This window comes from Methylobacterium sp. AMS5, from assembly GCF_001542815.1.
Taxonomy (GTDB): Bacteria; Pseudomonadota; Alphaproteobacteria; order Rhizobiales; family Beijerinckiaceae; genus Methylobacterium.
In genome coordinates this window covers 5,089,811-5,111,472 of record NZ_CP006992.1, presented here as the reverse complement: position 1 = coordinate 5,111,472, position 21,662 = coordinate 5,089,811, and the positions used below count along the sequence as shown (strand labels likewise).

Here is a 21,662-nt window from a genome sequence, read left to right as displayed (position 1 = left end):
ATGATCCTGCGCGAGAGACTTCTGGCGGCGGGCGGACTCGAGGGCCTGTTCCTGTCCGACCACCGCAGCAAAAAAGATCTCGCCGGGATCGTCTCCGGCGAGCGCGACGCCGGCGCGACCGCGGCGCTGGCCGGCCGCCGGGTGCTGCTCGCCGTCGGCGGGCAGATGGCGGCGGCGCGTGCCATGATCGCGCTCGACGGCCTCGCGGCCCGGCTCGCCCTCGTCCCCCCGAAGCTCGCGCCGGAGCACATCGCCCGGATCGCATCGGATTCGGAGGCGGAAATCTGCGTCACCGATGCCGAGGGTCTTACCCCCGACGCGCTGCCGGGCCTGCCCCGCATCGAAGTGGACCACGCCTGCCGCGCCCGCGCGGAGACGCCGCGCGAGACGGAGTGGGCCCTGGCCACCTCCGGCACCACCGGCGCGCCGAAGCTCGTCGCCCATACCCTCGAAGGCCTCGCCGGCGGCATCAACACAGCCGCGGCGCCGGAGCCCGGCACGGTGTGGAGCACCTTCTACGACATCCGCCGCTACGGCGGCCTCCAAGTGTTCTTGCGGGCGATGCTCGGGCCGTCCTCGCTCGTGTTGTCCGATGCGGGCGAGCCGGTGCGGGATTATCTCGTCCGCGTCGGCACGGCGGGCGTCACCCACATCCTCGGCACGCCCTCGCACTGGCGCCTCGCGCTGATGAGCGCTGCGCTCGACCGGCTGAGCCCCCGCTACGTGCGGCTCTCGGGCGAGATCGCCGACCAGAACATCCTCGATGCGCTCCGCGACGCCTTCCCCGAGGCGCGCATCGCCCACGCCTACGCCTCGACCGAGGGCGGCGTCGGCTTTGCCGTCGAGGACGGGCAGGCGGGCTTTCCGGCCGCGCTGATCGGCACCCGCGCCGGGATCGAGATCACCGTGCGCGCGGACAGCCTGTTCGTGCGCTCCGGTCGCACCGGGCGCCGCTATCTCGGCGCGGCGCCCGAGGCGCTGATCGCCGAGGACGGCTTCATCGACACCGGCGACCTCGTGGAACGAAGGGGCGAGCGCTACCACTTCCTCGGCCGGCGCAGCGGCGTGATCAATGTCGGCGGCGCCAAGGTGCAGCCGGAGGAGGTCGAGACCGTCATCAACGTCTTCCCCGGCGTCTCGATGTCCCGCGTGCGGGCCCGGCCCAACCCGATCCTCGGCGCAGTGGTCGAGGCGGAGGTGGTGCTGCGTGCCGACGCCGACGCGGATCAGGCAGCGCTGAAGAAGGCGATCATCGCCCATTGTCGCCCGCGCTTGGCCGGACACAAGGTGCCGGCGAGCGTGAAGTTCGTGGATGCGCTGCCGATCACGTCGGGCGGCAAGCTGGTGCGGAGGGGCGCGTGAACGGCGATCTCAAGACCGGACGCCTCGTCGTCGTCACGGGCGCGAGCCGCGGGCTGGGCCTCGCCATGGCCGAAACCCTCGCCGCCGACGGGTTCCGCGTGGTGGCAGTGGCCCGGCGCCCGAGCGAGGCGCTGGAGGCAGCCCAGGAGCGGGCCGGCCCCGGCCGGATCGCCTTCATGGCCGCCGATCTCGGCGAGATCGACGCGCTCCAGGCTCTCGCCCAAAGAATCCGGGGCGAGCACGGCCCGGTCTACGGCCTCGTCAACAACGCCGCGCTCGGCACGCCCGGCCTGCTGACGACGATGCCGGTCTCGAAAATCGCCGAACTCGTCCACCTCAACACCCTCGCGCCGATGGTGCTGACCAAGTATCTCGCCCGCGGGATGATGACGGCCGGCGCCGGCCGCATCGTCAATGTCAGCTCGATCATCGCCTTCACCGGCTACAACGCCCTGTCGGTCTACGCCGCGACCAAGGCCTCGATGATCGGCTTCACCAAGTCGCTCGCCCGCGAGGTCGGGCGGTTGGGCGTGACGGTGAATGCGGTGGCGCCCGGCTTCATCGAGACGGCGATGACCGGCGAGATGGACGAGGCGGAGCGCGGGCGCGTGGCCAACCGCAGCGCCCTCAAGCGACTGGCCGAGCCGCAGGACGTGGCCGACGCCGTCGCCTACCTGATGTCGGACCGCGCCCGCAACGTCACCGGCACGGTGCTCACCATCGACGCCGGCAGCACGGCCTGAATCCGGCCGGCGACCCGATCCGAGCTTTGACTCCACGACTAATCACGGAAAATCAATAGAGCCCGAATAGCGTGGTCGAAAATTATTGTCTATATCAGACTAGTCAACAAGACCGGCAGTCCCGAAACGGCATCAGCCGGCTGGCATCGATTTCGCTCAGTTTCGCGCGCGTCTCCAAGCGGGACGAAAGCGCACCTTGCTCACGGTTCGATCGCGCGGAGCCGTGGAAGGAACATGGGTGCCGGACAGCGCGACGAGCCGGAGGGGGCCGCCGATGATTGGGGTGAACCAGACCGTGGACGGCGTCCCACTCGCGGAGGAGGGCGCCCGCAGCGCGCGGGTCAAGGTCCGCTGCCGCACCATCGAGGAGGATGACCTTCCATCCGTGGTGCGACTGTTACAGGTCGGCTTCCCCGATCGCTCCGAAACCTACTGGCGGACCGGGCTCGACCGGCACCGCACCCAGCCGCTGCCCGACGACGTGCCGCGCTACGGCTATGTGCTGGAACGGGACGGTGCCATCGTCGGCGTCCTGCTCGCTCTCTACCGCACGGTGACGGACGAGGCCGGCACGCATCTGCGCTGCAACCTCTCGAGCTGGTTCGTTCTGCCGGAATTCCGCGCGCTGGGCACCCTGCTCGACGGCTTCGCCATGCGCGACCGGCGGGTCACCTACACCAATGTCTCGCCCGCTCCGCAGACGTGGCAGATGCACAAGGCGCGCGGTTTCAAGCCGGTCTGTTCGGGCCAGATGCTCGTCATGCCGCTGCTCGCCGGTCTCGGCCGGGGGCGCCGCGTCCGCGTGGCCACGCCGGAGACCCTGCGCCTGCTGCCGGAGCCGGAGGCCCGGCTGGTGGCCGACCACATCGCCTATGGCTGCATCGGCCTCGTCTGTTCGGATGGGGAGAAGGCGTGGGCCGTCCTCTTCCAGCGGCGCGCCATCAAGCTGCGGCCGGGGGAAACCCGGTGGCCGCGCCTGCCCTGCCTTCAGCTCGTCTACCGTTCGACCGCGCTCGACCTGTCCGCCTTCCTCGGCGCGATTGGCCGGCATCTCATGCTGCACCACGCCATGCCGTGGTTCGTGCTCGATGCCGTGGGCAAGCTGCCGGGCCTGGCCGGACACTTCTTCGAGGGCCGCGCCCCGAAATACGCCCGCGGCCCGAACCCGCCAGCCACCGGAGACCTCAGCTATACCGAGGTCGTCCTGTTCGGTGCCTGAGGGCGCTCTTACGCCGAAGCGGCCGCCGTTTCGAACCGGGACCCCGTCGAAATAGGGATCGATGCGGTTTTTCGGTCGATGTCGTCGCGAGCCCCAACGCGGCGATCCGGTGACCACTTCGCCGGAATGCGCTCGGCGTAAGCCGACGGTCCGAGTGGTCATGGCGTCGCGCACACGCCTCACAGCCTGAAAGCCGCCATAAACCAAGACTTCACAGAGTGTTGGCCCGCACGGGATCGACGGGGCACGAGATCGGCTTTCTCGACACCCGGCCCAGACTGAGACGCCGTTCCATGGAACCGCCGGAATGCTGAACTTCCTCTTGGTCGTCGCGGTGGCCGTCTGGTTCGTGCTGCTCTACCCGCTGGCGCGCCACAGACTCGAGACCCGGATGGGGCCGCTGAACGGTCCGCTGGCAGTCCCGTTCGCCCTGATGACGATCTTCGCGCTGCTGCCGCTGGTCTTCAACGTCCCGCGGGAGGACGGCAACGCGGTGCTGGAGCAGGGGCTGACGGCCTCCAACCTCGCGCTCATCGTCATGACCGGGCTGACCGGGCTCTATCTCATGGCGCGGATCGCGGTGGACCGGCGCGTTTTGCTGGTGGCGTTCTCGATGCCGTACCTGCCGTTCACCCTGATGATCCTCGTGAACGGCCTCAGCACCGCGTGGTCGATCGTGCCGAGCTACACCGTCTATCGGACAGTGGAACTGGCGATCTTCACGCTCACCTCGATCCTGATCTTCGACCGCAGCGATATCGAGCGGCGGCTCGCCAATCTCTTCGCGCTGTTCACCGTCGCGTGGCTGGTCGCCACGACGCCGATCATCCTCGACAATGTCGCGCATGGGGTCGTGTTCTCGTCGGCCAAGCACAACCTGATGCCCTATCTCTGCGCCGCGCACGCCTTCCTCGTCATCTTCGACGACCGCATCCCGCATCGGCGCGCCCACCTCCTGCTCGCCTTCGTCGGCTTCGTCATCGCCGGCTCGGCCGCGAGCACCGCCTCGCTCGTGGCGGCAGCCCCCGGCATGATGGTGGCGTCGCGCCACCGCCGGCTGCGCCTCCTCGGCTACACGGCCTTCACCGTCTGCCTGATCCTGTTCGTGGTGCTGATGCTCGGCCTGTCCGCCTTCCCGGCCCTGCTCGACGTGGTCTCGGTGGTGCTGCAGAAGCCCCCGGAGGAGCTGGCCGACGCCACGGGGCGCGGCACCTTCTGGCCGGTCTTCATCGAGGCGACGAAGGACCGCTTCGTCGGTGCCGGCTACGCTGCGGGAGACCGCTTCATCCAGCTCCTCATTCCCGTCACGGCCTTGGCCGAGACGTCGTCGCGGGACGCCGTGTTCATCTCCAGCTCGCACAACATGCTGCTGAGCGCCTGGGCCGGGACGGGGCTGATCGGGCTCGGCCTCTGCGCGATGGTGCTGGGGACGGCCCTGCGCTGGGGGATGAAGCTCGACCGTCCCGGACGCCGCTTCGTTGCCACCTGCGTGTTCTTCCTGCTCTTCAACGGCATGACGACGCCGGGCATCTTTCAGGACTGGAACATCAACGTCCTCACCTTCGTGGGGCTGCTGGCCTATGCCCGCATCGGGGCCCTCGGGCGCGAGCCGGCGGGCGCAGGCGTCCTCGTTCCGCGCGCGACCCCCTTCGGTCTCCCGCGCGCGGCGCCCGCGTGATGCGCATCCTGGCGCACATCTTGAAGCATCGGACCCGAACCACCCTCCGGCCCGCGGCCACTGTCCCAAAACGGGAAGGATCGTCCCAGGATGACCGCTCGGGGACGGGGATGGCGGACCGGATCGGTTGCTGCAGGTCGGCCGAACCCGCAGGCGCGTATTGTTCGAGAGTTTTGCTATGACGATGATCGAGCGGATGCCTTCGCGATTCTTCGTCGGCGCCGAGCCGGGCAAGCCGGACGTGACGCCTGAACCCTGGTTCCTCGACCCGCGTGAGATTGGGCGGGCCCTGCGTGCGCGCTGGGCGCTCGTGCTGGCACCGGCTGTGCTGCTCCTGGCGGCGGCGGCGGCGTGGCTCGTCCTGGTGCCGCCGCTCTACCCCGCCGTGACGCAGATCCTGATCGACCCGCGCGGCATCCAAGTGGTCAAGGACGGCGTGACACCCTCGGATCAGGCGAGCGATGCGAGCCTGTTCCTCGTCGACAGCCAGATCCGCGTCCTCATCTCCGACGACGTGCTGCGGCAGGTGGTGAATCGGTTCAAGCTCGATCAGGACCCGGAATTCGTCCGCCCCTCCTCGCTGCTGGATACGCTCAAGAGCAGCCTCTCCTCTCTGTTCGTCACCGCCGGCGGCCCTGCCGACGACACGCTCACCGCCCTGCGGACCCTGCGCGATCGCGCGACCGCGCGCCGCTTGGAGCGCAGCTTCGTGGTCGAGCTTGCCGTCACCAGCCAGGAGCGCCGGAAATCCGCCGAACTCGCCCAGGCGATCGCCGAAACCTACCTCACCACCGTCTCGCAGGCGCAGGCGCAGGTGACCCGCAAGGCCGGTGAGGCGGTGTCGAGCCGCCTGGGCGAATTGCAGGACGCCCTCCGCCAGGCCGAGGACAAGGCGCAGAAGTTCCGCGCCGCCAACAATCTCGTCGGCACCCGCGGCCAGCTCGTCAGCGAGCAGGCGCTGACTCAGCTCAACCAGCAGCTCGGCGCGGCGCGCGCCCGGGCCGGCGAGCTGCGCGGGCGCCTCGCCCAGATCGAGGCGGTCGCCAACGGGCGGGCCGACCTCAACTCGGTGACCGAGATCGTCCAGTCCACGACGATCGGGCAATTGCGCGCCCAGCTCGCTCAGGTCGAGGCGGCCCGGGCCGACACGGTGTCCAACCTCGGCCCCCGTCACCCCACCCTGCGCACCGGCGAGCTGCAGGTGCAGACCCTGCGCAACGACATCAACGCCGAGATCCGCCGCATCGCGGCAGCCACGCGCAACGACTACCGGTCGGCGCTGTCCAACGAGGCCTCGCTTGCCGCCACCCTGGAGAGCCGCAAGAAGGAGGCTCTGTCCGTCGATAAGAGCTTCGTGCGCCTGCGCGAACTGGAGCGGCAGGTCGAAGCGAGCCGCGCGATCTACGAGGCCTTCCTCGTCCGCGCCCGCGAGCTTCAGGAGCAGCAGCGCCTCGACACCTCGACCTCGCGCGTCATCTCGCCCGCCTCGCTGCCGGCGAGCCGGCTCGGCCCCCCGATCCCGGTGATCTTCGCGGCGGCGCTGGCGGCGGGCCTCGGCCTCGGCGCCGCGCTCGCCCTGCTCGCCGTGCCGGCCGCGGGGCGGATCGGTTCGCGCCGCCGGCTTCAGCAGATCGCAGGGCTCCCCGTGATCGCCGCCCTGCCGGCCAAGGTGCCGACCAGGACGCGGAGCAAGGCGGGCAGCGAGTCCCTGCGCGCCGACACCGCCTACGACGTCGCCGTGGCCCGTCTCGGCAGCCGTCTGCAGCGCGACTTCGGCGCCACGCGGCCGACGATCGTCCTCGTCACCTCGGCGGACGACCGGAGCGGCAAGTCGGAATTGGCGCGCAGCCTCGCCGCTTCGGCCGCACTCGACGGCCAGCGGGTGCTGCTCGTCGATGCCGATCCGGAGGCGATGATCTCGCGCGATCTCCGGAGCAAGGCCAAGCGCGGCGCCGCCGACGTGCTGCGGACGCATTCGGGGCTCGGTGACGCGCTGGTCGAGGGGCCGACCGGGGTCAAGATCCTGCCCTTCGACGACGCGGCTCTGCGCCTCGGAACGGCGGCCTATACCGGCGCGGTCCTGACGGCGGCGACCGCGTTCGACACGGTCTTCGTCGATATCGGACTGATCGGCACCGACATCGCCGCCGAGCGCCTCGCCCAGGACCAGCGCTTCCCGGCCCTGCTGCTGACGGCGAGCACCACCCGCAGCGGCACCGCCCGGCTGCGGCGGGCGCTCGATGCCCTCGGCCGCGACCCGCGGGTGCAGCTCGTCATGACCGACGCCGAGGCCGAGGGGTGAGCCCCGCGATGCGGAGCGCAGCCGCGCTCCTCGCCGCCGTCCTCGTCGGATCGCCGCTCTTCGGCTTCACCACGGAGGTTCGGGGCGGCGAGGAAAAAGCGCCGCTGGTCCTGCGGGTTGCGCCCACCGGAGACCTCGGCCCCCGTCGCGACAACCGCTTCGCGGATCTGCCGCTGGCGCTCGCGCGCGTCGCCGCGCTGCGCCGTCAGGGGGAGGGGCGGGCGATCGTCGTCGAGCTGGAACCCGGAACGCACCGGATCTCGGTGCCCGTCCGGATCGGCCCCGACCATGCCGGCACGGCCGGGTCGCCCCTGATCCTGCGCGGGGCGGCCGACGGATCGAGCCGGCTCGTCGGCAGCGTGCCCCTGGCGCCCGCATCGCTGCCGTTGCGCCTGCGCGCGCGGCTAACCGCCTCGGCCCGCGGCGCGGTGCGCGCCTACCAACTGCCCGAGGCCTTGCGCCGGGAGCCCGCCTACCGCGCGCCGCGGCGCTTACGCGAGACGCATCCGCGCGTTACCGAGATCTTCGATGCGGACGGCGCCCTGCGACCGGCGCAGTGGCCCAACCCTGGGCCCAACCCTGGGCCGAACGCCGGGCCGAATTCCGGCTGGGCGACGGTCGCCACCGCCGCACCGGGCGGCCTCGACTTCACCCCCGAGGACGCGCCGCGCCTGCCCGACCTGGCCCTGGAGCGGGAGATGTGGGCCGAAGGCTTCTGGCGCTGGGATTGGCTGATGGAGACGCTTCCGGTCGCCGGTGTCGATCGGCGCCGTCGGCTCGAACTGGCGGAGCCGCCCTACGAGGGCATCCGCGCGGGAGCGCGGATGCGACTTGTCCACGCGCTCGGTGCTCTCGATGAACCCGGTGAATGGTGGCGCGACCGCGAGAGCGGCCTGCTGCTGGCGTGGCCGTCTCCCGGCGCGGCCAGCCTCGAAGCCAGCCTCGCCGAGACGCTGATCCGGGCCGATGGCGCGCGGCACCTGCGCATCGAGCGGATTCGGCTGGAGCGCGCACGCGGCGACTTGGTCGTCGTGCAAGGGGGAGAGGATATCGAGATCCGCGCGAGCGAAATGGCCTGGGCGGCGGGCCGTGCAGCGGTGTTCGAGGGGGTGACCGGGGGCGGCGTCTCCGGCAGCACGGTCCACGACATCGGCGCGAGCGCGGTCCGCCTCGTCGGCGGCGACCGCGCCACGCTTCAGCGGGGCGGGCTGTTCGTGCGCGACACCCGCTTCACCCGCTTCTCGCGGCTGAGCCAGACCCAGAGTTCGGCGATCGAACTCGACGGCGTCGGCGCGGAGGCGAGCGGAAACCTCATGACCGACGCGATCGGCTACGCCATCTACCTGCGCGGCAACGACCACCTGTTTCGCGGCAACGAGGTGGCCCGCCTGATCCACGGCCTGAGCGATACCGGCGCGATCTATGCCGGACGCGATTTCACGGCCCGCGGCTCGATCATCGAGGACAATTACATCCACGACATCCGCACCGTGCCGGGCATGGAGGTGAAGGGCATCTATCTCGACGATATGGCGAGCGGCTTCACCATCCGCCGCAACCTGTTCGTCGATGTGCAGCAGCCGGTCTTCATCGGCGGCGGCAGCGACAACACGATCACCCGCAACGTCTTCGTCGCTTCGAGCCCGATGGTCGCCCTCGACGCGCGGGGGCTGACGTGGATGAAGCCGTCCCTGACCGAGGCGGATTCGGAATTCCGAGCCGCCTTCGCCGCGATGCCGCTCGACGCCCCGCCCTGGCGGATGCGCTACCCGAAGCTCGCGGAGGCGCTCAACGACGAGCCGGGCGTGGCGCGCAACAACCAGATCGTCGACAACGTGAGCATCGGCAGCGACGATCTCGCGCTCACCGACAAGGCGGAGGCGGGCCGGCAGATCATCCTGTTCAACACCCGCCTCGACGGCCCGGTCCCGAATCCAGGCGACCTCGATGCGCTTGCCCGCTTCACCGCCAAGCGCGGCGTCACGCTTCGCCTCGACCCGTCGAAGATGCGGCGGGACGGGCTACCGGCCTCGCCGTTCACGGACGCCCGGCGCTGACAGGTCGACCAATCGGCACCGAGGACGATCGCCGGCCGGTATCACGACCGCGGAGGTCTCACGACCGCGGAGGTCTCACGCAGCCTTGGACGGCACCTCGGTGAGGGTCGAGAACTCGCTGACGATGGCCTCGTGCACCTGCTTCAGCCAATCCTCGGCGATCCGGGCGCGCTCCTCGGCGGCCTCGGCCCGCTCTTCCGCCGCGCGGATGCGCTGCTCGGCCTGAGCCTGCACGTTGGCCGCCTTGGTCTCCGCGGCCCGGACCCGCTCGCTGGCGAGCTTCACGTCGTCACGAACGCGTTCCAGCAGCTCGTGCACGCGCTGCTCCTGCTCCTGGGCTTGCGCCTCGACTTCGCGCGTCCGCTGGGCGGCGGCCCGCACGCGATCGATCAGGTTCGCCCAATCCTGAGAGGAGGAGGGCGACGCAACCGGCACGGCGGCGTTCGCATCGGCATCCGATTGCACGAGACGCAGGATACTCGTTAGGCTATCGGACGGCTTTGAAGCATCGTGAGAAGCAACGGTCATAGTTTGAGGCTCGCCGCGATCAAGATCAAGTGGACGCTCCCAGCGCAATTTCTTGATTATGTCCATTTTGAAACGCTTCCAGCGAGACATGGAGGCCAGGCGGACACAAGCGGGCGAGGAATGATCCGCAACAACACAATCGTTCGAAATAAACGTCCGAAGCAAGGCAAATTTTTAAGGACGATATTGCCGAGTTTACCTTCTAGTAAGATGTTGTAAAAATATCACAAATATGATACATCTATTCTCGATTTAATATAGAATGTTAATTGCTCCCGCTCGAGACGCTCGGCAGTTCGATAGAGGTGAGTTGCGGCCTTTCGGACTATCGACAGAGGTTTGACCCTGAGCCGGCCGGATACATCGAGTATCTGCGCTTGCTCTGTCGAAGGTAGCCTCCGCTCGGAGCGGTTGCAGACCGCCCCCCTTCCGCCCCGTGTCGCGAACAAGTCTGGATACAACTTCGCATTGCGTGCTCCGGACCGGATGGCGAGGTCAGCTGCGCTGCGCCAGAAGGGGCTCGAGGGCATCGAGATACCCCGCGACGGCCGCCTCCACCGTGAAGTGCGGGAGCGCGCGCTCTGCCGCACGTCGCAGGTCCCGGCGGCGGCCCTCGTCGTCGAGGAGCCGCAGGGTCGCCTCGCCCCAATCCGCCACCGCCATCGGCCGCACCTCGCCACAACCATAGGTTTCGAGGAGACCACGGGCCGCGCCGGAATGGGGCGAGGCGAGCACCGGCGTCCCGCTCTGGAGCGCCTCCTGCACGACGATTCCCCACACGTCGCCGCGGCTCGGAAACAGGAAGAGTCTGGCCGAGGCGTAGACCTCGGGCAGCGCCTCCTGGCCCAGGAAGCCATCGAAGCGGGCGGAGAGTCCGGCTTGCGCGAAACGCGCCTCCATCTCCGTCCGCAGCGGGCCGTCTCCCGCGACCCGGACCGACAGGCGCCGGCCGCGGGCAGAGCAGCCGAGCACCACGTCGGTGAAGAAGCGCGCGCCCTTTACCTCCTCGTTCAACATGCCGCAGAACAGGAGGTCGTAGGGCCGTTCGCAGTCGGGCGGAGGCGGGGTGGGCGGCGTCCAGGCCGGAAAGAGCGGGCTCAGGACGAAGTTTCGAGCCGGCAAGCCGTAGCGGGCGAGCACGGCGCCGCTGCCCTCGCTCGGCCCGATCCCGGCGGCGGCCCCCGCGACGATGGCACGGCGCAGCCAGCGATGCGGGGCCGAACGCTCCCCGGGATCGGTCTCGGGCACCCCGTCGCTGCGGATCAGGGTCGGGATACGCCGCAGGCGCGCGGCGCCGGCCGCGAACAGCATGGTCGGCGAGAAGTCGTTGAGCACCACCGCCGCCGGATGGAGGGCGGCGAGCCGCGGCACCACCGCCGGGTTGACGTAGAGGTTCCGGATCGAGGAGCGGTGCCAGCGCAGGCCCGGCAGCACCGCATGACGATAGAAGCGCGGCGGCGGCATCACCCACTGCCGGGCGCTCTCGCGCGGCGTGCAGGACAGAACATGCAGGGCCCGGCCGTCACGGCCGGCGAGCCGTTCGGCCAGATGATCGTAGAGGACATGCGTGTAGGGGGCGAGCGCCCCGGTCACGACGAGGATCGGGCGCATCGCACCGGTTGCCATGGATGGGCGGCCTCAAGTCAGGCGCCGCGGACCCGAACCGGCCCGGCGCCGATCGGCAGGGATAGAGCATCATCCCGAAAGGTGGTTGCCGGCTTTCGGAAAAAGATGATGCCAAGACAGGAACCCAGAGCATCGTCCCGAAAGGTCACCACCGGCTTTCGGAACCGGACGAGGCAGAAGGCGAAAGCGCATTCCGACGAAGGGGTCACCGGCTCGTCGAAAGAAAGCGCGTCACAACAAGGGCCGAGCGGCGCCGGCCGGATGCGATCAGGCTGGATACGGCTCTGAACGGAACTCGTCTCAAGCCGTGCCGCGCGCCCGCCATCCCGTCCTGCGGCCGCCCATCAGGGCCTCGAAATCGGTGACCGGCCAATGCGGCTCGACCACGTGGCGGGGCATCGTCGGCAGATCCGCGGCGCTCAGCGCCCGGCCGCGCCGCGTGGTGAAGAAGGTCCGGTAACCGCTCTCCAGGGCCAGCGCCGGGTCCCGTTCCGGGTCGAAATCGCGGCCGGCGACACCCCAGGGGCAGGCGAAATGGCGGATCTCCCGGCCGGTGAGGGCGGCGAGGTCGCGCCGGGAGCGGGCGATCTCGTCGGCGACCCGCGCCCGGTCGAGCCGGCTCAGTTGCGAGTGGGTGGCGGTGTGGGATCCGATGTCGAGACCGTCGGCGCACCAGGCCGCGATCTCGGCCCGTCCCATATAGAGGCGCCCGCTCGGGGCCAGGGACGTCGCCCGGTCGAGGCCGGGCGGCGTGCCCGGCGGCGCATCGATCCAGTCGCTGATCAGGAAGACGATACCCGGAATGCCCAGGGCCCGCAGAACGGGACGCGCCACCTCGAAGGTGTCGGCGTAGCCGTCGTCGAAGGTGACGAGGAAGGCGCGGTCGCGGGCGGGCCAGCCCGCGGCGAGGCGTTCGGCAGCCCCGTCGGCATCGATGAAATCCCCGTGCCGGCTGAGATGGCGCAATTGCGCGGCGAAACGATCCTGCTGGTCTTCCGGCACCTGATGGTAGCACAGGGTGTAGAGACCGGGTTCGGCGCAGGCCAGCGACTTGAACAGGGCGCCCCCGCGCAGGGCGAGCGCGCGCAGGGCCGGCGCGCGGCGCAACGTCGTCTTGACCCAGTGCTTCATCCGCGCTTCACCCTCCGATGCCCGCATCTATCACAGGGATAAGCTGATGGCATCTGCACAAATCATCCCGATCGACCGTGGTTAATCTGACATATTGGTTTCATTATTGATGACGGCGTGGTGGCTCGTCCCTTGCTGATCAGCGTCAGGCAGGCCATGGCCTGTCCCGCGCCGGAACGGCCGGCACGGAAAGGATGTTCGAAGGTGGGGCAACTGACGGTCGTCGACGTCACGGAGGATCCCGATTGGGACGAGGCGGTCTGGCAGCAGCCGGGCGCCAACCTCTACGCGTCGCGCCACTGGGGCGAGTACAAAAGCCGCGTCGGCTGGGAGGTGCGGCGGCTCGCCATCCGCGCCGGCGACGGACAGGCACTCGCCTACGCCCAGGTTCAGCGCCGCCGCCGCTGGCTCAGCCACATCGTCCTGGCGCAGGGCTGCCCGGTCCTGACACGGCTGGGTGAGAAGCGGGCGGAGGCGGTGTTCCGCGCCTTCCTCGGCCATCTCGACCTCGGCCGCCTCGATCTGCTCGGCGTGAACTACCAACAGTTCCAGACGCCGGCCGCGGTGCTGGCCCTGCTCGGCCACGGCTTCGCGCCGGTCGTCACCGCCCGGATGCACACGCTGGAACTCAATTTGACCGGAGAGATCGACCAGATCCGCTCCGCCATGGAGGGTCGCTGGCGCGACGTGCTCAAGACCGCCGAGCGAAACCCGGATCTCACGACGACATTCCCGACCGGTCCGGCAGAACGGCTGGCGGCCTTCGAGACCTTCGTCCGGCTCTACGATGCCCTGAAACGGCGCAAAGGGTTCCGCAACAGCCTCGACACGACCGCCTTCCGCGATCTGGCCGCGAACGACCCGAACCTCCTGTTCCTCGAAATACGAGAGCGGAACGAGCCCGTTCTGGTGCGGATCATCCACCGGGCTGCGAACCGCTGGACGGACTTCTACGTCGCCTCGAACGAGCGGGCCAAGGCGACCGGAGCCGGCCGCCTCGCCCTCTGGCGCCTGATCGAGCGGGCCAAGCGCGAGGGGGGGTCGGTGCTCGATCTCGGCGGCATCGACCCCGCCGGTAACCCGGGCGTCACCGAATTCAAGCGCGGCGCCAGCCGCAACGTCGTGGCATCCAACCCGCTCTGGCTGTTCAGCCGGAGCCGGGCGATGCGCCGCGCCGCGACGGCCATCCTGGCCACGCGCTGAGCAGGAAATCCGCGATGCCCGAAGTTCACACCGCGTCCTCCCGGCCGGCAGGCCTGCTCCGGCGCGCCGCCGGCCTCGTCCGGCGTCCGCCGGCCGCCCTCGCCGCCCTGGCCGACCAGGGCGTCGTCAGCGGCTTCGGCTTCCTCAGCGGCATCGTTGCCGCCCGCCTGCTCGGCATCGCCGAGTTCGGGCATTTCGCGATGATCCTGATCGTGCTCAGCTTCGCACAGGCCCTGCACAACGCCCTGATCACCGCGCCGATGATGACCCTCGTCGGCGCCCGCAGCGGCGTCTCGACGGCCTATGCCGCGACCATCCTCGCGGGCGCCTTCCTGCTCTGCGTGCCCGGCGCGGTCTTCGTTGTGATCGCCCTCCTCATCGGCGGGATGTCGGGCGAGACGCTTCTGGCGGCCTGCGCCCTGATGCTGGCGCAGAACCTCCAATTCACCCTGCGCCGCCTCCTGTTTGCGAAAGGTCGGGGCGTGCAGGCCCTGCTCATGGATTTCGCCCGCGCCGCAAGCTTCCCCTTCGTCGCCCTGCTGATCTGGCTCGAGCACGATGCCATCGGCAGCAACGGCTTCGTCTGGCTGCTCGCCGCGACTTCGCTCGCGACCTGCCTGCCCTTCATCGTTGCGTTCGGCCGGCCGATCCTGCACCGGCCCGGCCGCGTGCAAACCGGCGCGGTCTTTCGACGCCACATCCCGCTCGCGCGCTGGCTCCTGCCGATCGTCTTCGTCACCTTCGTCCAGGAGCAGCTCATCTGGCTGATGGCAGGCTCGACGCTCGGCCTCAAGGAACTCGGCGGCCTGCGGGCGGCGCAGTACCTCGTGGGGACCGTGCTGCTGCTGCTCGCCGCCACGGAGAACGTCCTGCCGGTGGCCGCCGCGCGCGCGCATTCCGAGGGCGGGGAGGCGGCTCTGCGCCGCTACCTGCTGCGCACAGGCGTCAAGCTCGGAGTGCCGATCATCACGATCCTCGCGTTCCTCGCCATTCCGGGCGAGATGTGGCTGCGCCTGATCTTTGGGGCGGAATATGCGGCCTATGCCAACTGCCTGCACATCCTCTCGGTCAGCGTCGTGATCGTGCTGGCCCGCGACCTCGCCGCGAACTACTTCCGCGCCAAGCAGAACACCCGGGTGCTGTTCGAGTCGCTGTGCGTGAGCATGGTCGTGTCGCTCGCCGTGGTGGTCCCGCTGATGCAAGCCGGCGGCGTCAGCGGCGCCGCGGCGGCGGTGGGTGCGGGGCACCTCGCCTCGCTCATCTACCTCGTGCTGGCCGCGCGGCGGCAATCGCGCTCGGCCTCGGCGTGGCCGATGCCAGGCCGGTGGCGGCGCTCGCTCAGGCCGGCCAAGTCGGCGCAGATCTGAACGCCGGCGGGGATCGGGGTGAAACGCAGCCGGCTTGCCTGTGCGAAGGACCGTTGGGGTGGGGAGCGGACCCTTTGACCAGAGGCGGGCATTCCATATGCGACCCAAGTGTGCCGTAGAGGGGATCAGCTGGCTCCAACCCAACCGTGTCGATAGCGTTCCCGCACCATGCTCGGCTGGCGCTACAGCGAGTGACGACGGCATTCGGTCAAATGAATGCCGTCATCCGCTCTGGCGTGATCAGTTCGTGCGTTCGAGATAGCCCGCAGGAAGCTGGCCGGGGGCCGCGTTGATGACCTCGTCGTTGTCGCGGCCACGCTGCTCCATGAATGTGATCTTGGCGAACTCGCCGATGACCACGTATGGGTATGCCGGGCCTTCGTCTCGGAAGCGGTGCATATCGTCCATGAAGTCGTTCTGGTAGCAGATCGTCTTCTCGGGATGTGCTCCTTCACCCGCGATCCACTGCGGGAAGAAGATGGTGCCGTGCACCAGCCGGCGCTTCGTATCGAAATAGAGGCTGACGCAGGTGCCGGTGGGCTCGTGCCAATCGGCCTTATACATGTCCGGCGCGAGCTGGACGAGATCGACCGCTTGGTTGGTCACCCAGCGCCCACCGACCAAGCCCTGGTGTATGCGGTAATCGCATGTCTTCTCGTTACGGGCATACCACTCATACTTCCAGCCGTTGGCGTAGGTATAGATGAAATGGGTTCCCACGAACGCAGACAAGTCGTTCGGTAGGTCGAGGCCAAGATCGCTGGACATCAGTCGTTTCCCTAGTTTATCACCGCCAAATTGCACGCATTAGCGCGGAATTGCTGACAATGCTTCGCTCCATTGAACGAAGGACCTCCCTATAAAGCGATCGTTTTCAAATGCAAATATTGATCTGCCTTAACTCCAAACTAGCGAGCACTACCTGGGCGAGATTCCGGATTTCCGCAGCGAGATCAATGACTCAACAAAAGCGGGCCACTGGGCTAATTCTATGATCTGAAACACTTTTTCTGCAGAATTTGCCCAGGTCGTGCTGGAGCGCCGTCCACCCGACCCGGTCATTGTCCTCCGCCTCGACAGCCTCGAAGCGGACGTTTCGAAGGTCGGCAAGAGGTCGACAGCCGCCCCTCGCAAACGCAAGCCGGCAAGGCTGCGACCGCTGAGCATCGTCTGCCCCCGACAGCCGGCCGTCGCCGTGCCGTCACGGGCACTCGTAGCGGAAGCGGCCCGGCGGGGGCGGCAGTTCGGCCAGGCGGTCGAGACCCCGCTCCATGTCGCGGGCGCCCGCCTCCCAGCGGTCGCGGGTCGAGGAGGGCGAGAAGTCGAAGCTCTTCGACGCGAGCTGGTCCGCGCCGGCCTGATGGACGATGTGCAAGAGCGTCGCGGCGGGGCCGTCCGGATCGAGCCGCTCGCGCAGGGCGTAGCTGCGCGCGAGCCCCGCGACCGCACGCCGGGCGGCACTGGCGAAGATGAGGTCGTTGGCCCGCTCCAGCACCGCGTCGAGCGAGCGCGGACGATCCGCCCGCAGGGAGAACAGGTCGAGGGCAATGCAGAGCAGGTCGCGGGTCGGCTCGGGCTCGAACAGCGGATCGAGGGGGAGGTTGTTGGTGTAGCCGGCATCGCACAGCATCCGCCCGTCGATCTCGACCGGGGGAAAGGCCGGCAACAGGGCGGCGCTGGCCAGGATGTGCTCGGGCTGGATCGCCTGATGGGTGTTGTCGAAGTACACCTCCTCGCCGGTCGCCACGTCGATGCAGGCGATGGTGAGCCGGATCTCGGCCCGGTTCAGGCGTTCGAAATCGACCAGACGCTCGAGCGTGGCGCGCAGGGGCCTGTGGTCGAACAAGGCGACATCGTTGGGCACCCAGGGCAGGGCCGACCACAGGCCGGGATAGCGGTGCGTGAAGATGCTGGGCCGCCCCCAGGCCAGCGTCAGGAGCGAGTGGAGGGCATTGTAGTACTGCCGCGGCTTCAGGAAATCGGTTCCGGAGAGGCCGGTCTGCAGGGTCGCCTCGTTCCAGAACCGGTCAAGCCGCTCGATCCGGTCCTCCGGCGCGTTGCCGGCGATGATCGCCCCGGTGACGGCCCCCATGGAGGCGCCCACCAATCGGTCCGGCCGGATGCCGCGGGCCTGCAGAACCGCGAAGGCGCCGGCATGATAGGCACCGAGCGCGTTGCCGCCGCCGAACACGATGGCGGTGTCGCGCGGTTGGGAGACTGTCTGCATCGACGGAACGGACCTTTTTTCTTCGCGGTGGCCCGAGCCAGACCGCGCCCGTTCGCAGGATCATCATGGCCCCCCTCGCGCTCGGGCTAACCCGGCAGGAAGCGATCATGTTCTGTCGATCGCTGAGTCGCCGCGGCCGGCGGAGAATGAGGCGAGAAGGCCTCGCCCGGCCCCCGACATGAGGATCGGCGCGCAGATCGGATCCTGATCACCCGGACAGCGTGACGGACCGGCGAGGGCAGGGCCCGGGCTTTCGCGTTACGGCCGAAAGATGGGGTTTAACCCGGGATTGATTGCTTCGACTCGAGAGCGATCCAAAGACCTCAATGCGAAGACTTCATGAATCTGATCACAGAGGCCGGTCATGGTTTCCTTAGTGATACATCGGTGAAATGCATGGCTCTAGCATCAGGCAAACAGCCATCGACCCAACATGCGACCGGGCAACAGGGTAAACAGCCCCGCGATCAAGAGTGCACCTGAAACCAGCGACAGGACCGTGTAGCGATGCGCATCGACGCGATGTTTGCGGGCATGCCATGCCAGCATCGGTGCTTGCGTCAGCGTGATTGCCGATAGGACGTGGATGGCACTCAGCCCGCCGTGGTTGCTGTCGCGGATACCAAAGGTCAGCAGAGCCGTCGCACTCATGGACGCGACCCATCCATAACCGAGCACGCGGTGCCACCGCACGCCGCGCCGTCCGAGGAGCAGCACGGGCGTCAGCACAAGGCACAGGCTGATTGTCGCGATGTGCAGCTGGATGAGGGCGGGAACCTTCAGCCAGTCCGCGTGGCCACGGACGAGCGCGCCTGCCACTGCGACAAGCAACGCGATCGAGGCATAAGCCAACGCGCGCTCGATGACGGTCGGGGACAGCGACCGACGTCGATGTGTAGGCGGCTCCGAGAGACCGATCTCCGCCGAGGTCATGATACGGCCTCCAGATCATCCGGCTTGTCCGCGCGATCGCCGATGCGCGTCCTCAGTCTCTGTACGGGCCAATCGCGCTTCGAGCCTACCGGAAATTCCGCGCCCGCACCGGCAGCGCGGCCTCACGCGGATCGGGTCGGACGCTCTGGCCGGTCTCGTCGCCGCGGCCGGTGCGCAGGGCAATCGGCGCCTCGCCGATCCGCCGCAGCAGGCCGGAGCGATCGAACAGCTCCGCGGCCACGAGGTGGATCACGTCGCCGACCCGCTGCACCCGCCCGCGGCAGGCCATCAGCCGGGCGCCGAGCACGACCCGGCGCTGCCGGTCGAACAGGTCGGGCCGGACGATCAGGTTGGCGATGCCCGTCTCGTCCTCCAGGGTCATGAACATCGTGCCCTTGGCCGAGCCCGGCCGCTGGCGCATCAGCACGATCCCGGCGACGACGATCGGCGCCCCGTTGCCCACCCGCTCCAGCGCCGCGCAGGGCCGGGCCCCCAGAGCCGTGAGGGTCTCGCGCAGGAAGGCGAGGGGGTGGGCGCGCAGGCTGAGGCCGTTGGCACCGTAATCGGCGACGACCTCGCCGCCCGCGCTCATCGCCGGCAGCGAGACGGCGGGCTCGGCGGGCATCGGTGCGGACAGGGCGGCGAAGAGGGGCAGGGGATCGGGCCGCAGGGCCTTGACCGCCCAGGCGGCTTCACGCCGGTTGAGGCCGAGCGAGCGGAACGCGTCGGCCCGCACGAGGCAGGTCAGGCTGGCTGCCGGGATTCCGGCCCGGTCCGCCAGTTCAGGCAGGGAGGCGAAGGGGCGCCCGCCGCGCATCTTCGCCAGATGCTGCCCGTCCCGCTCGGACAGGCCGCCCGCGAGGCGCAGACCCAGACGCACCGCGAACAGTTTCCGTTTATCCCCGAGCGATTCGAGGGTGCAGTCCCACTGCGAAAAATTCACGTCGAGCGGGCGGATCTCGACGCCGTGGGCGCGGGCGTCGCGCACGATCTGGGCGGGGGCGTAGAAGCCCATCGGCTGCGCGTTCAGCAGTGCGGCGCAGAACACATCCGGATGGTGGCACTTCATCCACGACGAGGCATAGGCCAGGAGCGCGAAGGAGGCGGCGTGGCTCTCGGGGAAGCCGTAGGACCCGAAGCCTTCGAGCTGCTTGAAGGTGCGCTCGGCAAAATCGCGGGCGTAGCCGTTGGCGACCATGCCCTCGACGAGGCGGTCCTGGAAGCGGTGGACGCCGCCGGTGAACTTGAAGGTCGCCATGGAGCGGCGCAGCTCGTCGGCCTCGGTGGCGGAGAAGCCGGCGCCGACCATCGCCACCTGCATCGCCTGCTCCTGGAACAGCGGCACGCCGAGGGTCTTCTCCAACACCGCCCGCAGCTCGGGCGTCGGGTAGGTCACCTCTTCGAGGCCCTCGCGGCGGCGCAGATAGGGATGGACCATGTCGCCCTGGATCGGGCCGGGGCGCACGATCGCCACCTCGATGACGAGGTCGTAGAATTTGTCCGGCTTCATCCGCGGCAGCATCGCCATCTGCGCGCGGCTCTCGATCTGGAACACGCCGAGCGTGTCGGCGCGCCGGATCATCGCGTAGGTGGCCGGATCTTCGGAAGGGATCGAGGCGAGATCGAGCGGCGCGTGCTTGATCTCGGCCAACAGGTCGAAGGCGCGGCGCAGGCAGCCGAGCATGCCGAGCCCGAGCACGTCGACCTTCATGAACTTCAGGGCGTCGATGTCGTCCTTGTCCCACTCGATGACCTGACGGTCGATCATCGCCGCGGGCTCGACCGGCACCAGTTCGTCGAGCCGGTCCAGCGTCAGGACGAAGCCGCCGGGATGCTGGGAGAGGTGGCGCGGCGTGCCGATGAGTTCGCGGGCGATCTCGAGCGTCAGGCGCAGGCGCCGATCGTCGGGGTTGAGGTTGAGTTCGCGCAATTCGCGCTCGCCGACGCCCTCGCTGCTCCAGGACCAGGTCATCCGGTTGAGGGCGCCGGTCACGTCCTCAGGCAGGCCCATCACCTTGCCGACCTCGCGCAGCGCCCCGCGGGAGCGGAAGCGGCTGACGATGGCGGTGAGGGCGGCGCGGTGGCGGCCATAGGTGGCGAAGATCCACTGGATCACCTCCTCGCGGCGCTCGTGCTCGAAATCGACGTCGATGTCGGGCGGCTCGCGGCGCGCCTCCGAGACGAAGCGCTCGAACAGCAGGTTCTGCCGCATCGGGTCGATCGAGGTGATGCCGAGGCAGAAGCAGACCGCGGAATTGGCCGCCGAGCCGCGCCCCTGGCACAGGATCTTTTCACGATTGGCGAAAGCGACGATGGATTCGACCGTCAGGAAGTAGGGCGCGTAGGCGAGCCGCCCGATCAGGTCGAGTTCGTGGCGCAACTGGCGCGTCACCGCCTCCGGCACGCCGGCCGGATAGCGCGTCGCGGCGCCGGCCCAGGTCAGGATCTCCAGCCGCTCCTGCGGCGAGAGCCCGTCCTCGCGGGTTTCCGTCGGGTAGGTGTAGGCGAGGTCGTCCAGCGAGAAGGTGCAGGCGGAGGCGATCTCGCCCGCCCGCGCCCGCGCCTCGGGAAAGCGGGCGAACAGGCGCGCGGTCTCGGCCGGAGCTTTCAGGTAGCGGTCGGCGTGGCGCTCCTTGGCGAAGCCCGCCCGGTCGATGGTGAGCCCGAGCCGGATGCAGGTCACCACGTCCTGAAGCCGGCGCCGGCCCACCACATGGTAGAGGATGTCGCCGGTGGCGACGCAGGGCACCCGCGCCGCCCGCGCCGCGGCGGCCACGGCGTCGAGCCGGTCGGCGTCGTCGGGGCGGAAGCGGCGGGTCAGCGCGCAGGAGGCGCGGGCTCCGAATGTTTTTTTGAGTTGGACGAGGTCGCCCAGCAGCGTCGGCTCGGGCCGTTCGGCAAGCAGGATCACAAAAAACCCCTCCTGCCACACGTCGAGATCGCGCCATGTCAGGCGGCAGCGGCCCTTGCCGCCCCTGGCTTTGCCGATGCTGAGCAGGCGGCAGAGCCGGCCGTAGGCGGCCCGGTCGGTCGGATAGACGAGCAGCGGCGAAGCCAGATCGTCGAGGTCGAGCCGGCAGCCGACGACGAGGCGCACGCCCGTGACCTTCGCCGCCTGATGCGCCCGCACCATCCCCGCAAGAGAGCCGTGATCGGTCACGCCCAAAGCCGGGATGCCGAGCAAGCTCGCTGCGGAAAACAGCTCCTCCGGGCTCGATGCGCCGCGCAGGAAGGAGAAGTGCGTCGTGACTTGAAGCTCCGGCGTGCTCATGCTGAGTTGCATCGC

At 69.0% G+C, this 21,662-nt stretch carries 15 protein-coding genes; 8 read left to right on the top strand and 7 right to left on the bottom strand.

The features are described from left to right. The 6 genes from Y590_RS22755 to Y590_RS22730 all read left to right on the top strand — a co-directional run bounded on the left by Y590_RS22755 (window position 1) and on the right by Y590_RS22730 (window position 9,361). Window positions 1-1,362: an ANL family adenylate-forming protein gene (locus Y590_RS22755; protein ID WP_060771851.1), complete on the top strand. Its 1,362-nt coding sequence runs from the start codon at window positions 1-3 to the stop codon at window positions 1,360-1,362. Continuing rightward, window positions 1,359-2,105: an SDR family NAD(P)-dependent oxidoreductase gene (locus Y590_RS22750; RefSeq protein ID WP_083530941.1), complete on the top strand. Its 747-nt coding sequence runs from the start codon at window positions 1,359-1,361 to the stop codon at window positions 2,103-2,105. The genes Y590_RS22755 and Y590_RS22750 overlap by 4 nt, the downstream gene beginning before the upstream one ends. Before the next feature lie 274 nt (window positions 2,106-2,379). Next, window positions 2,380-3,324, top strand: a complete 945-nt coding sequence (locus Y590_RS22745) for a GNAT family N-acetyltransferase (RefSeq protein WP_060771850.1) — start codon at window positions 2,380-2,382, stop codon at window positions 3,322-3,324. 307 nt (window positions 3,325-3,631) lie between these two features. Further along, a complete protein-coding gene (locus tag Y590_RS22740; RefSeq protein WP_060771849.1) occupies window positions 3,632-5,002 on the top strand; it encodes an O-antigen ligase family protein in 1,371 nt (456 codons plus the stop codon). Window positions 5,003-5,198: 196 nt separating this feature from the next. Next, complete coding sequence (locus Y590_RS22735) at window positions 5,199-7,304, top strand: GumC family protein (RefSeq protein ID WP_286161809.1); 2,106 nt, start codon at window positions 5,199-5,201, stop codon at window positions 7,302-7,304. Between the two features lie 8 nt (window positions 7,305-7,312). Next, window positions 7,313-9,361: a right-handed parallel beta-helix repeat-containing protein gene (locus Y590_RS22730; RefSeq protein ID WP_060771847.1), complete on the top strand. Its 2,049-nt coding sequence runs from the start codon at window positions 7,313-7,315 to the stop codon at window positions 9,359-9,361. 75 nt (window positions 9,362-9,436) lie between these two features. Here the strand turns inward: Y590_RS22730 and Y590_RS22725 are convergent, their stop codons facing one another. From Y590_RS22725 to Y590_RS22715, 3 genes are all read right to left on the bottom strand, one after another. Next, a complete protein-coding gene (locus tag Y590_RS22725) occupies window positions 9,437-9,955 on the bottom strand; it encodes a hypothetical protein (RefSeq protein WP_060771846.1) in 519 nt (172 codons plus the stop codon). A gap of 429 nt (window positions 9,956-10,384) precedes the next feature. Further along, on the bottom strand, window positions 10,385-11,515 hold the full coding sequence (locus Y590_RS22720; RefSeq protein ID WP_060771845.1) for a glycosyltransferase family 4 protein: 1,131 nt from the start codon (window positions 11,513-11,515) through the stop codon (window positions 10,385-10,387). Between the two features lie 300 nt (window positions 11,516-11,815). Then, the gene (locus Y590_RS22715) at window positions 11,816-12,646 is read right to left on the bottom strand and encodes a polysaccharide deacetylase family protein (RefSeq protein WP_060771844.1); all 831 of its coding nucleotides are present in this window, start codon (window positions 12,644-12,646) and stop codon (window positions 11,816-11,818) included. Window positions 12,647-12,850: 204 nt separating this feature from the next. Between Y590_RS22715 and Y590_RS22710 the strand changes: the two genes are divergently transcribed. Further along, entirely contained in the window at window positions 12,851-13,849 is a 999-nt protein-coding gene (locus Y590_RS22710; RefSeq protein WP_060771843.1) for a GNAT family N-acetyltransferase, read from the top strand. A 14-nt stretch (window positions 13,850-13,863) separates the two neighbouring features. Then, entirely contained in the window at window positions 13,864-15,216 is a 1,353-nt protein-coding gene (locus tag Y590_RS22705) for an oligosaccharide flippase family protein (RefSeq protein WP_060771842.1), read from the top strand. A gap of 240 nt (window positions 15,217-15,456) precedes the next feature. Here the strand turns inward: Y590_RS22705 and Y590_RS22700 are convergent, their stop codons facing one another. The 4 genes from Y590_RS22700 to Y590_RS22685 all read right to left on the bottom strand — a co-directional run bounded on the left by Y590_RS22700 (window position 15,457) and on the right by Y590_RS22685 (window position 21,647). Next, window positions 15,457-15,984 (bottom strand): phenolic acid decarboxylase, encoded by a 528-nt coding sequence (locus Y590_RS22700; protein WP_060771841.1) that lies wholly within the window; start codon window positions 15,982-15,984, stop codon window positions 15,457-15,459. Between the two features lie 433 nt (window positions 15,985-16,417). After that, on the bottom strand, window positions 16,418-17,443 hold the full coding sequence (locus Y590_RS22695) for a patatin-like phospholipase family protein (RefSeq protein ID WP_060771840.1): 1,026 nt from the start codon (window positions 17,441-17,443) through the stop codon (window positions 16,418-16,420). A 408-nt stretch (window positions 17,444-17,851) separates the two neighbouring features. Beyond that, window positions 17,852-18,376 carry a DUF2306 domain-containing protein gene (locus Y590_RS22690; protein WP_201026756.1) on the bottom strand — a complete coding sequence of 175 codons (525 nt, stop codon included), beginning with the start codon at window positions 18,374-18,376 and terminating at the stop codon, window positions 17,852-17,854. 85 nt (window positions 18,377-18,461) lie between these two features. Beyond that, complete coding sequence (locus tag Y590_RS22685; RefSeq protein WP_502689479.1) at window positions 18,462-21,647, bottom strand: error-prone DNA polymerase; 3,186 nt, start codon at window positions 21,645-21,647, stop codon at window positions 18,462-18,464. Window positions 21,648-21,662: the final 15 nt, after the last annotated feature.

Bases quoted from the DNA above. Each gene is read 5' to 3' on its own strand.
- Y590_RS22755 (WP_060771851.1), top strand. From the start codon at position 1: ATGATCCTGCGCGAGAGACTTCTGGCGGCGGGCGGACTCGAGGGCCTG.
- Y590_RS22745 (WP_060771850.1), top strand. From the start codon at position 2,380: ATGATTGGGGTGAACCAGACCGTGGACGGCGTCCCACTCGCGGAGGAG.
- Y590_RS22740 (WP_060771849.1), top strand. From the start codon at position 3,632: ATGCTGAACTTCCTCTTGGTCGTCGCGGTGGCCGTCTGGTTCGTGCTG.
- Y590_RS22735 (WP_286161809.1), top strand. From the start codon at position 5,199: ATGCCTTCGCGATTCTTCGTCGGCGCCGAGCCGGGCAAGCCGGACGTG.
- Y590_RS22730 (WP_060771847.1), top strand. From the start codon at position 7,313: ATGCGGAGCGCAGCCGCGCTCCTCGCCGCCGTCCTCGTCGGATCGCCG.
- Y590_RS22725 (WP_060771846.1), bottom strand. From the start codon at position 9,955: ATGGACATAATCAAGAAATTGCGCTGGGAGCGTCCACTTGATCTTGAT.
- Y590_RS22720 (WP_060771845.1), bottom strand. From the start codon at position 11,515: ATGGCAACCGGTGCGATGCGCCCGATCCTCGTCGTGACCGGGGCGCTC.
- Y590_RS22715 (WP_060771844.1), bottom strand. From the start codon at position 12,646: ATGAAGCACTGGGTCAAGACGACGTTGCGCCGCGCGCCGGCCCTGCGC.
- Y590_RS22705 (WP_060771842.1), top strand. From the start codon at position 13,864: ATGCCCGAAGTTCACACCGCGTCCTCCCGGCCGGCAGGCCTGCTCCGG.
- Y590_RS22700 (WP_060771841.1), bottom strand. From the start codon at position 15,984: ATGTCCAGCGATCTTGGCCTCGACCTACCGAACGACTTGTCTGCGTTC.
- Y590_RS22695 (WP_060771840.1), bottom strand. From the start codon at position 17,443: ATGCAGACAGTCTCCCAACCGCGCGACACCGCCATCGTGTTCGGCGGC.
- Y590_RS22690 (WP_201026756.1), bottom strand. From the start codon at position 18,376: ATGACCTCGGCGGAGATCGGTCTCTCGGAGCCGCCTACACATCGACGT.
- Y590_RS22685 (WP_502689479.1), bottom strand. From the start codon at position 21,647: ATGAGCACGCCGGAGCTTCAAGTCACGACGCACTTCTCCTTCCTGCGC.